This window comes from Halobacillus faecis (genome assembly GCF_007991335.1).
Lineage (GTDB): Bacteria > Bacillota > Bacilli > Bacillales > Halobacillaceae > Halobacillus > Halobacillus faecis.
On record NZ_BJYD01000033.1, the window covers coordinates 1 to 11,420 of the forward strand.

Here is an 11,420-nt window from a genome sequence, read left to right on the forward strand (position 1 = left end):
TATAGTTAGATAATGTTCTGGCCTTCCAGAATGACAATGGCAAGGATAAGAACGATGATGATGATGAATACGATGGAGAGTGGGCGGGAGACATTTGCTCTTTGAACCTCCTCCCAGCGAACAGGTCGAATTCCGCTGAGCGAAAAGATGGATACAGCAGCCAGCAGGATCGACATGATGTTCACCGTAACTAATAAGAAGGCCCCATACGCCGCTGCCATCGATCCATCGCCGATTGACATCCCCAACGCGACCGATGGTGGAAGCAAAGCTACAGCTACCATAACCCCGACCAAGTTCCCTGATAAACGATTTAAAAAAGCGAGCGCTCCAGCAGCTCCAGACGCCACCCCTAATGGAATGTCGATCAAAGTAACCTTCGTCCGATCCAGGTATTGAGCGTTTTCCATTCCAACATCAGTAAAATAACCGAAGGCTATGGAGATCAACAAGACGATCGCTACTCCATACAGAGAACTCACAGCTGATTGTCCAAGCCCTTTATAATCACCAAGAATCGCAAAAAAAGCAACCGATATCACTGGCCCAATCATGGGAGCAATGACCATCGCCCCGATGACCACCGCTTCACTATCTTTTATGATACCAACAGTAGCTACAATCGCTGATAATAAGATAAGTAAGGAATAATTCATTGTAATATGGCCGTTTTTTTCAGCCGCATTCATCAATTCATGCCGGCTGGCTCGAAGAAGGCGGGATTTTTCCTCTTCGTTGTCTTCCTTTTCTTCTTTTTCTTTGGTTTCTTCGTGTATGGTTTCCTTGGAAATGTATGTTTGCACAGGGATGAGCAGTGTCTCAAACCCTTCAACTACATTGGAAACCTCCTCTAAATAGTTGAGAATCTCTTCTACTTCATTTTTTTGAACGAGGATTCGTACGAGCATCCTTTCTTCTGATTCGCTTGAAACCCAATACGAACGATGATCATACTTTTTTAACTTCTCATTGATGGAATCGAAGTGTTGATCAGGAATGTACACTTCAATTAATTGCAAATTCATACTCTTCACCTCTATTTAACCGCTCTTTAAAAAGTTGATGATTCCTGCGTATTAGGATTCTCGTGGGATCAAGGACTTTTTCATCCTTCTGCTCTGTTCCAAATACAGAAGTATCGAACCTCCTTCATAATGTCTCCTATTTTTCACATACTAATTCTACCTAGAGAAGAAGAGAAAGGAGGTTCCTTTATGTCTCTCCAACTACCGATGAAGAAAGAAGAATATTTGTCTTCGTCCAAGGATTTGCTTAATCAAAGTCCGGATCTCGTCCAGAAAGTGTTTAATCATGGAGGCCAATGGATCAGTGTCCAATTCATTCACTATCAGGTGAATAAAGAACAACTGGAAGACGAAATTCTAGAAGTCATCACAAAATCCTCTCATTCCTGGACAAATGATGACTTGATGAATAAAATCCCTATGGCTTCAACGAAACAAGAGAAAAAGATGGATGCAATTATTGAGCAGATGATTCATGGAAGTGTCTGCATTTATATAGAAGGTGAAAAGGAAGCGACACTCTTCGCACTGCCTCAGCAAGAGCACCGTTCCTTAAACCAAGCAGAAACAGAGTCGCTGGTCTTCGGCCCTCAGGTTTCGTTTACTGAATCGCTTATGACAAACCTTAATGTCATACGTTGGCGTTTAGATACACCAGATCTTGTTACAGAAAAATTAATTGTTGGTGAGCGGATCCAATCGGAAATACGAATCGTGTACTTGAAATCCCTCGCCAATACAGAAAATGTAGATACCATGAGGCAACGGATTAGAGATCTACAAGTCTCTGAAGTAGAAGACACGAGCGTTCTTGGACAATTGATTGAAGACTCATCCAGTACAGTTTTCCCTCAGCTGATTTTCACGGAACTGCCGGATCGCTTTTGCAACGCGATTTCTAAAGGACGTGTAGGCGTGATGGTCGACAAAAGCCCGACCATGTTGATTGGCCCCATGAATCTTTTCGGCTTTTTCGAGTCGACGGAAGATTTGTATATGCGGTGGAATATGGGGAGTTTCATAAGGTTGCTTCGTTTCATATCTATGGCTCTGTCCATCATTTTGACACCGATGTATGTAGCTGCACTGACGTTTCACTATGAAATCATACCAAGTACCCTGCTAGTATCATTGGGTCAATCCAGGTCGACGGTTCCCTTCCCTCCCGTTTTAGAAGCTCTTTTACTTGAAATTCTAATTGAATTGCTGCGGGAAGCAGGAGCCCGCTTACCTACGAAGGTCGGTCAGACAATGGGGATCGTTGGCGGTATCGTTCTCGGCCAGGCGGCTGTAGAAGCTGGATTCACAAGCAACATCCTCATTATTATTATTGCTCTTAGTGCCTTGGCCTCTTTCACCGCCCCAAGTTATTTAATGGGAACAGCCATCCGGATCATCCGCTTTCCCATGATCCTTCTGGCGGGTGCCTGGGGTATTATCGGTATTGTATTTGCCTTGTCTTTTCTGGTCATCCACTTGTTAAAGCAAAAATCATTGGGGCGTCCGTACTTGTCCCCTATTTATCCACTGCAATGGAGTGATTTCAGTGAATCTATATATCGAGTGCCTTTTCAAAAAAATGCAAAACGGTCGAAGTCCCTCATGACCAAAGACGAGTACAGATATAGTGAATCAAAAGCAGAAGAACGAAATGATGTGGATCGTCTATGAAGACGAACATCCCCTTCCATCCTGATCATACCGTTCAAGCCTTCTACCTTTTCTTTATCATCCACACCTCTCAAATTGGAGCGGGATTGATGGGAGTTCCGAGAATCCTTGTGCTTGAAGCGGGAGTGGATGCCTGGGTTTCCGTATTAGTCGCGGGGCTTTACCTTCATTTCATTGTTTTCATCATGCTGCAAATCTTAAAGTCTTATGAGAATGCCGACATCCTCGGAATTCAACAAGACTTGTTTGGCATATGGATTGGGAAAGCGCTGGGAACCGTTTATGTGCTCTATATTTTTCTTCTCCTTTTGACGGTGATCAAAAATTACATTGAAGTGGTACAGGTGTTTGTCTTTCCAGAGATGCCGATCTGGCTTATGGCTCTCTTTTTACTCTCTCTCATGGTTTATAGTATTCTAGGCGGGTTCAGGGTAGTGGTAGGTACGAGCGTCGTCTTTTTCTTCCTTACCATCTGGCTTGTTTTCACAATCTATAAACCCATCACTTACATGGATTGGGAACACTTCTTACCAGTGTTTCAGACACCTGCCCCTGATTTACTAAAAGGAGTGCAGCAAGTCACCTTTACCGTGCTTGGCCTTGAGATTCTCCTTTTCGTTTATCCATTTATCCAAGATAAAAAAAGAGCGGCAATACCTGCACACGCAGGCGTCTTTTTTACAACATGCTTAATTCTTTTAGTGACTGTTGTTTCTATCGGTTACTTCAGCCCTGATCAGTTAAAATCAACCGTATGGGCAACTTTGTCCTTGTTCAAAATCATTAGTTTCTCCGTTTTGGAACGGTTTGATTTTATTGCCGTTGCGTTATGGATGATGGTAATCATCCCGAATATCGTATTATTTGGATGGATGATTGTACATTCCTTGAAGCGATTGTTCAATGCTCCTAAGAAACCAACGCTCTATGGATTGGCCTTTCTCTTATTTCTTACTTCCATAACAGCTGAAAAAAGGGTCTCCCTCAACGAGCTAACCGACTGGACGGGGCAGATTGGATTTTGGATTGTTTTTGTCTATCCATTGTTCATTTACGTGATGGTTCTATTAAAAAAAATAATGAAAAAGAGGAATGCTTCATGAAATGGTCCTCCATTCTGATCATCGTTTTCCTACTCGCTGGTTGTATACCAAAGTCTTACATCGAAACCTTAGGAATTATTACAGCTGTCGGATATGATTTGACTGAAGACCAACGAATTCGGGGCACACTCGTCATGTACCAGTTCGACACGGATCAATCGAGCACATCTCAGGTCGTAACAGGGGAAGCAGATACATCGAAGGGGATTCGTTTTGCCACAAGCCGGCTTACAAGTCATCAACTCGTATCCGGTCAAGTAAGACTTGAAATATTCGAAGATGAGCTTGCTAAACGAGGAATGATGAAGTACATGGACACCCTTCAAAGGGATGCGGCCATATCGGACATGGGTTATTTAGCTACAAGTTCCGTGCCGTCAGAAGAACTGCTGAAATCAGAAAATGACGAAGATCGGCCCAATACGGGGAATTACATTCAGGAACTTATTAAAAAAAGCATCAGTGAAGAAGCCATCCCCAATGCTGTACTGACCAGCTTCCTGCATGACTATTATGACACTGGCAAAGATCCCATCCTTCCATCTCTTACACTTGAAGACAATAAAGCGGTGATTAACGGGATCAGTTTATTCCAGGATGACCGCTATGTCCATACAACTTCTCATGAAAATACATTCTATATCATGTTGATGAAACAACAGTTCGACCATGGGCAATTTCAAGTCCAACTGGCAGATGATGCATTAAAGAAATACCACAAGAAGGAAAGCATCGACAAGCCAGGCGAAGGAGCCCTGCATGTTTCGATTCATGAGCTAAATTCAGAACATGAGATCCATCCATCAAAAGGAGATCCGACCAAACAATCATTCACACTGAAGATGGAAGGTCGTTTGTTGGAAATCACGCAGGATATCGACTTGAAAAATAGAGAAGCTGTAGAAGCGTTGGAAAAACAAATTGAGAATAAAGTAAAAGAACACCTTCAAGAAACGTTGCAGATTCTGATTGACCATCAAGTGGACCCGGTCGGTTTCGGGGCTAAATATAACACCCAAAACAGAACAAATCGAGTGACAAAAGAAAATTGGCGCCAACAAATCCCAAACCTTGAAGTTGATTTTGACGTATCCTTTAAACTTCTGCGCTATGGGATTTCCGAATAAAGATAAAAACCCATGTGAAAAAGGTTCGCCTTTATCACATGGGTTTCATTTGACGTACTTCGTTTGTCTTTCTACGGGTATCCATCGCTACCTGACCCTTAGGAAGGAAACATCAACAAGTCCAAAGACCACCCTTGTCAGTTAGGAGGAAATCATCGGGCTGTCTGCCAATCATATAGAGACGATGGAGAGGTCTCGTCATAGCTACATAAAGCATTTTCAAATCCAGTTCATTTTTTTCATAAGCGTGTTCGTAACAATAGAGAAAAACAACATCAAACTCCAGTCCTTTGGCAAGGTAGGCAGGGAGGATGACGCGATCCCCCAACTCATCCGTGTTCTCTTCCATGATCTCGAAGGAAGGAAGTTCATGGGCGAGCTTCTCCGCCTCCTGTTTTGTTTTTGTGACAAAAGCGAAGTTGTTCATACCTTTTTTGACCAGATCATTGATCAACTCATGAATGTCCCCCTTCCGATACTCTCCCCTGAAAAGAAAAGTAGGCACATCCCCATGTCGGACCACAGGTTCTGCTTTCGGAAGTGCATCTGGCATATCGTCTAAAAGCCGATTAGCTAAGTTCATGATTTCAATTGTCGTCCGGTACGTCTTTTGCAGAGTGAGGTAGTTGGCCGTCGGGAAAATATCGATTTGCAGTGTTTCCCAATTCTCTAATCCACGGTAATGATAAATCCCTTGCGCCAAGTCTCCTACTATAGTGAACAAATCGGTTTGAAAAGCCTTTCTCAAACTGAAAATTTCCATAAAACTATAATCCTGCGCTTCGTCAATGACCACTTTCTTTGCACGATCGTCAGGATCAAGACCTGTGATAAAGGTCTTCAAATACAACAGAGGCGCTAAATCTTCCGCACAAAGCTTCCCGGTTGCGTGCACCTTTCTCGTATCCTTTCTCATTTGCTCCCATTCAGAAGGTTCATCTCCATAAGCGGTTGGAAAGGTCTCCTCTTCAAAAAGCTGCTGATAGATTGTCCATACATCTACTTCCGGATACTTCTTCATATAACGATTGACCGATGACCTGGCTGCTTTCTTTATTTCATCCAGCCTTTCCTCTTTCCTTGTAATCAAAAAACTGACACGGATTTTTCGTTTCTCCGCATCCTTCATCCCATAGAGTGCATCGTCAAGGGCTTCATCATATTTGGCAGCCATTTTTTCCAGGATCCGCTTCTTTTTTCTTTTCAATTCACTTTGCAATACAGCCCTTATTTTCTGAACGCGCACCTCGTAAGGAAAATAACTGTATTCTTCAAAGAACAAACGATTGATGGCTTTTGCACTTTTAATCTTAAACCCTGCGAGCGTAAAATCACCCTCTACCTTATAGGACTTCTTCCATTTTTGCAGATAGCGATCCAAGATTTCTTTGAATCTTTTCGATCCTTTCATCCGTGCTCCTTCAATAGAACTGCGATCCCCGGATTTTTCCACCGCATTCATAAGCACCTCATGCTGAGTGACGACAGGCAGACGAATTCCGGTAGCCTGTAGAACAAAATCGGTAAAGGTCGTCTGTCTTGCTCGATCTACCCCAAGTTCAGGCAAAACTTCAGATATGTACTGAATAAATAAGCGGTTGGGAGCAAGAATGAGCATCTCTTCTGGACGGAAGATTTCTTTCATTGTATATAGAAAATAAGAGATCCTGTGAAGAGCAATCGTTGTTTTTCCACTTCCTGCAGCCCCTTGCACAATAATCGGCTTACGTAAATCGGCACGAATGATTCTATTTTGCTCTTCTTGAATGGTGGATACAATTTCTGTCAAACGCTTTTCGGCATTCTGAGTTAACGAGTCCTGAAGCAATTCATCTTTTGTGGTAAGGTCGATATCACGGTAATCCAACAGCTCCCCATCTTCAATCTGATACTGTCTTTTTAAGGAAACATCTCCTTCGTATCTTTCTCCCAACGCTTCGTAACTCACTTCCCCCAGGCGGCCTTCATAATAGACATTCGCTAGAGGAGAACGCCAATCTAAAATGATAGGGTATTGAGTTTCTCGGTCAAATAATGACGTCTTACCAATATAAAAAATTTCTCGATCGGGCTTTTCTTTTTGATGAAAATCAATGCGGGCAAAATACGGCTTGTTTCGTAGATGTTTGAGGTTTTCCAGTTGTTCTTTGGACATTTTCATGAAATTCGCATGAGAAAGCATTTCTTGGTACCTGAGACTGCTGTCTTTGAAGCTGAGGTTCTCAAGGGTGTCTTCCTGGCGCTTCTTCAGTGATTCCTGACCTGTTTCCTGTGAGGTGATCAGTCTGTCCATATACGTTTTTGTAAAAGACAGACGGTCTCGTTCTTTTTCAAATTCCGTATGCTTTTCCGTCATTTAAGCCATTCCTCCTTCTTTTTATTCTGCACGGTTCACAGAACATTCTTCTAATGGAATGACGAGTGAGCGCTGGCCCAACATGCAGTTTTTCAAAGCAACGAGTCAATAAGATACCATATCCACGTTGGAAGCGCAATCATTAATGAGTTCGTTTTATGTAAGTAGGCTCCGTTACGAAAGACGACTTATGTAAGGGCTCGGAATAGCATGATGTAAGATAAAATAAAAAGCCGTTTAGTTTAAGGGTGCGCTTTGTTTTGCGCTTACACCTAAACTAAACAGCTATTAAAAAGGCACCCTAGGGTCTGTTTTTGTTCTCCACATATTTCGGCAGATGCATCTCAAATATGAAGAAAGAAAGAATACGCAAAAGTACAGGATATAAGGCCAGAAATCCTACCAAATCCCCGATTCCCCCAAGAAGGTTGGTAAAAAGAAGAACGATGGCCAGAACAAGCATGAGAAAAACAGTCACAAGGCCTACTCTTCCATTGATAGGCGTCCACGCTCCTGCTATTGTCCTTGTATCCTGTTCCAGCAGTTCGAAGCAACGGTAGTGATAAGGACGTATTCTGAACCAATTGGATGCTGTGACAAGTTCGTCACGGTCCTGAATTTTTTTGTAACAATACCGACAGATGTTTGTGTTCACGAAATCTACTCCTGATTGAGATATTTTTTCATTAGCAAACACTCGTTGCCTTTTTCATTATATCGCAAAACATCCATAACTCTAAGCATTAACGTAATTCCGCGTCCACTCTCATCCAAGTCTTCTACACTTGGAAACCAGTGCTTCATGTCACCTGTCACCTGATAAGGCCTCCAGTCAAACCCGTCTCCATGATCATAAACTCTGATGAGTAACCGTGAATGGAGAAAATGGATTTTCAATAAGACGGGATAATCTGTTCTCTCTTGATGGCCATGGGCCCACGCATTCCATACAGCTTCAGTAATCGATGCATCCACAAGAAGTTGATCGTTCCCGTAGTATTTGGCAAGATATGGTGAATATTTACGTCGGACATCTCTCAGTTCTCTCGGATGTCTGATATTGGCTTCTATAGATGCCTTCATCATTCAGCCTCTCCTCTTCTAAGTCCATGAATTGCAACCATTGGACTTAGTAAATGGATTTGTTCCCTTTTCTATTCCCTTTATCCAAATCACTTAAAAGGGGAAGTGTTAACTTTTTCATAAAAATGGAAAAATGATGATGGATGAGAGGACAACTTTTCTTGTTTGACATTCACTTCTACGTCACTTGCCTTATAAGAAGGATCCCTTACTTTTTCCTTTCATGACTTTGGATGATGTCCATTACTTTTTCCTTCGTTTGTTCACTTTGATAGCTTTGCATGGATCTAAGAATCTGATCACGATTGTTGATCAGTTGACGGAGATCATTCAATAAGGTTTCATTTGTGAGCTCCTCTTCCTCTCGTTTCATCGCATATCCTTGTTTAACAAAAGAGTCTGCATTCAAAATTTGGTCTCCGCGACTTGCTTTTCTTGATAATGGAATGAGAAGCATCGGTTTTTTCAAAGCTAAAAACTCAAATATAGCGTTTGACCCTGCTCTGGAGACGATATAGTCCGTAGCAGCAAACAAATCCTTCAGCTCATCTTGGACATATTCGAACTGGGCATATCCACGTTTGTTGATGGACGTGTCTTTGTGCCCTTGCCCACAGATGTGAACAATCTGAACCTCCTGGAGCAATTCATCTAAATTATCGCGTATCGCATCATTGATTCTCTTTGATCCTGTACTGCCTCCCATCACCATTACCACAGGTTTCTGCTTGTGGAATTCACACAGGGCTAAACCTCTAGAGCGGTCTCCTTCAAACAGTTCTTCGCGGACTACGGCCCCGATATATTCACCCTTTCCTTCCGGCAGATGTTTCATGGTTTCAGGAAATGTAGCCAGGATTTTTTTTGCAAACGGGAAGGATAGTTTATTGGCCAGACCCGGCGTATAATCCGATTCATGAATAACGGTCGGAACGCTCTTCAAGCGTGCCGCCATAACGACAGGTACGGAGACAAATCCCCCTTTTGAAAAAATGACCTGGGGCTTCCGTTTCTGGATGATGCGGAGAGATTGAGCTAATCCTTTCAACACCTTAAAAGGATCCTTGAAGTTTTCCTTCGACATGTACCTTCTCAGTTTTCCTGTTGAGATGCCGTGGTAGGTGACTCCATCTAACGGCTCAATCAAATTTCTTTCAATCCCACTATAGGATCCAATGTAATCGACGGTATATCCTTGTTTTTGAAATTCTGGAATAAGCGCAAGGTTCACGATGACGTGACCCGCTGTCCCTCCACCTGTAAATAAAATCCTTTTTTGACTCATATGTTAATCAACGTCCTTTCAGAGGGCTTCTTAAGTAATTCTGGATGTGTTACTATGCTATAATCCTCGTATTCCTCTAAAGAGAATTGTACCAGAAAAGAGTGTGGCCTATGTACGAAACAAAAACTTTAAAAGAAAAAATCAAACTGTTCAGCGTTATCCTCATTCCGATCCTGATTACACAAATCGGAATGTACTTGATGAACTTTTTCGATACGATTATGGCTGGTCAATCCGGCCCTGATCAACTGGCGGGAGTAGCGATAGGGTCAAGCATATGGATGCCTGTCTTTACAGGATTGAATGGCATTCTCATGGCTATTTCCCCAATTGTCGCTCAATTAAAAGGGGCAAAGAAAGAAAATGAAATCTCTTATTCCGTTAAACAAGGGATTTATTTATCCATCCTTTTGGCGGGAGGAATAGGAACACTCGGGTTCTTTTTATTGGATCCGATCTTGTCTTTATTAGATATCACTCCAGAAGTCCGGCATGTAGCAAAATATTACTTATTGACACTGGGAATCGGGATTGTGCCCTTGTTTGTCTTCAACATCCTTCGGTCATTTGTAGATGCCTTAGGTCAAACCAAAGTTTCAATGGCCGTCATCCTGATGACACTGCCGATCAATGTTCTTTTTAATTATATGTTCATATTCGGTCGATTGGGTGCCCCTGAACTGGGAGGGATTGGTGCGGGAGTAGCTTCTGCTCTAACCTATTGGGTATCATTAGTCATTCTTGTTACCATCATTCACAAACTCCGTCCACTAAGAACCTATAAGATTTTCCAATCATGGATTTCTCCTGAATGGAAAGAGTGGTGGGCACAATTGAAAATTGGCATTCCCATCGGTTTTGCCATCTTTTTTGAAACAAGTATTTTCGCTGCCGTCACATTTTTTATGACGGCTTATGACACGAATACGATTGCCGCTCACCAGGCAGCCATTAATTTTGCCTCTCTTCTCTATATGGTTCCCTTGAGTATCGCCTTTGCATTAACCATTGCCGTTGGATTCGAAGTTGGGGCAGAAAGACACAAAGAAGCGAGAACTTATTCTTATTTAGGAATTGCATCAGCTGTAATGATGAGCGTCTTTGCAGGTCTGATTTTATTTTTGTTCGATGATGCGATTGCTAGACTCTACAGCACAGATGAAAGGGTAATTGAATTAACTAAGAATTTCATCATCTATGCTATCTTCTTTCAGCTGTCGGATGGATTCGGCGCACCTCTGCAAGGGATTCTACGTGGATATAAAGATGTGAACATTACGCTTGTTATGGCGTTCATTTCTTATTGGGGCATTGGTTTGCCGAGTGGGTACTGGCTTGCGAACTATACGGCCCTCGGCCCTTACGGATACTGGTTAAGCTTGACGATCGGCTTAACCGCAGGAGCCATCACCCTTCTCATCCGTATGCTGTACATCCAAAAAAGAAAAACCCAAACCAGCACTGCTTCCTAGAGAATTGTAATTAACAATCTAAGAGGATTCTTGAAGATTCTGTGGGAGTAGGTTCGCATGAAAAGCGATCGGAGACACGAGCGTGTGTGTTTTTGTACGATCTAATTCAAAACACGGCAAATCGTAGTTCCCCTGACCTTGACCCCGTATCTAAGGGCAGGAACTGTCATTCATTATATCAACCAGGCAAGGCTTCCTTTAATAATGCCAGGTATGGGCTCCTAACAAAAGTTTCAAAACGAAATCTTCCACAATAGGGAGCAAATATTGGTTATGAAAAGAAGCGTCCTGGTGAGGG

The 11,420-nt window shown here is 42.5% G+C and carries 9 protein-coding genes; 4 read left to right on the forward strand and 5 right to left on the reverse strand.

Annotation, left to right across the window (positions count from 1 at the left end):
* Window positions 1-5: 5 nt before the first annotated feature.
* On the reverse strand, window positions 6-1,025 hold the full coding sequence (locus HFA01_RS17130; protein ID WP_146818522.1) for a TIGR00341 family protein: 1,020 nt from the start codon (window positions 1,023-1,025) through the stop codon (window positions 6-8).
* A gap of 189 nt (window positions 1,026-1,214) precedes the next feature.
* On the opposite strand from HFA01_RS17130, the gene HFA01_RS17135 reads away from it, so the two are divergent.
* From HFA01_RS17135 to HFA01_RS17145, 3 genes are read left to right on the forward strand one after another with little or no spacing between them, the layout of a single operon-like run.
* Entirely contained in the window at window positions 1,215-2,696 is a 1,482-nt protein-coding gene (locus HFA01_RS17135) for a spore germination protein (RefSeq protein WP_146818524.1), read from the forward strand.
* The gene (locus tag HFA01_RS17140) at window positions 2,693-3,799 is read left to right on the forward strand and encodes a GerAB/ArcD/ProY family transporter (protein ID WP_146818526.1); all 1,107 of its coding nucleotides are present in this window, start codon (window positions 2,693-2,695) and stop codon (window positions 3,797-3,799) included. The genes HFA01_RS17135 and HFA01_RS17140 overlap by 4 nt, the downstream gene beginning before the upstream one ends.
* A complete protein-coding gene (locus HFA01_RS17145) occupies window positions 3,796-4,926 on the forward strand; it encodes a Ger(x)C family spore germination protein (RefSeq protein ID WP_146818529.1) in 1,131 nt (376 codons plus the stop codon). The genes HFA01_RS17140 and HFA01_RS17145 overlap by 4 nt, the downstream gene beginning before the upstream one ends.
* Before the next feature lie 112 nt (window positions 4,927-5,038).
* Here HFA01_RS17145 and helD read toward each other — a convergent pair whose 3' ends face one another.
* From helD to murG, 4 genes are all read right to left on the reverse strand, one after another.
* Entirely contained in the window at window positions 5,039-7,282 is a 2,244-nt protein-coding gene (helD, locus tag HFA01_RS17150) for an RNA polymerase recycling motor HelD (RefSeq protein WP_146818531.1), read from the reverse strand.
* A gap of 301 nt (window positions 7,283-7,583) precedes the next feature.
* Complete coding sequence (locus HFA01_RS17155; RefSeq protein ID WP_146818533.1) at window positions 7,584-7,937, reverse strand: hypothetical protein; 354 nt, start codon at window positions 7,935-7,937, stop codon at window positions 7,584-7,586.
* A gap of 5 nt (window positions 7,938-7,942) precedes the next feature.
* Complete coding sequence (locus HFA01_RS17160; protein WP_146818535.1) at window positions 7,943-8,368, reverse strand: ATP-binding protein; 426 nt, start codon at window positions 8,366-8,368, stop codon at window positions 7,943-7,945.
* 205 nt (window positions 8,369-8,573) lie between these two features.
* Window positions 8,574-9,650, reverse strand: a complete 1,077-nt coding sequence (gene murG, locus HFA01_RS17165; protein ID WP_146818537.1) for an undecaprenyldiphospho-muramoylpentapeptide beta-N-acetylglucosaminyltransferase — start codon at window positions 9,648-9,650, stop codon at window positions 8,574-8,576.
* 110 nt (window positions 9,651-9,760) lie between these two features.
* On the opposite strand from murG, the gene HFA01_RS17170 reads away from it, so the two are divergent.
* Complete coding sequence (locus HFA01_RS17170) at window positions 9,761-11,122, forward strand: MATE family efflux transporter (protein ID WP_146818539.1); 1,362 nt, start codon at window positions 9,761-9,763, stop codon at window positions 11,120-11,122.
* Window positions 11,123-11,420: the final 298 nt, after the last annotated feature.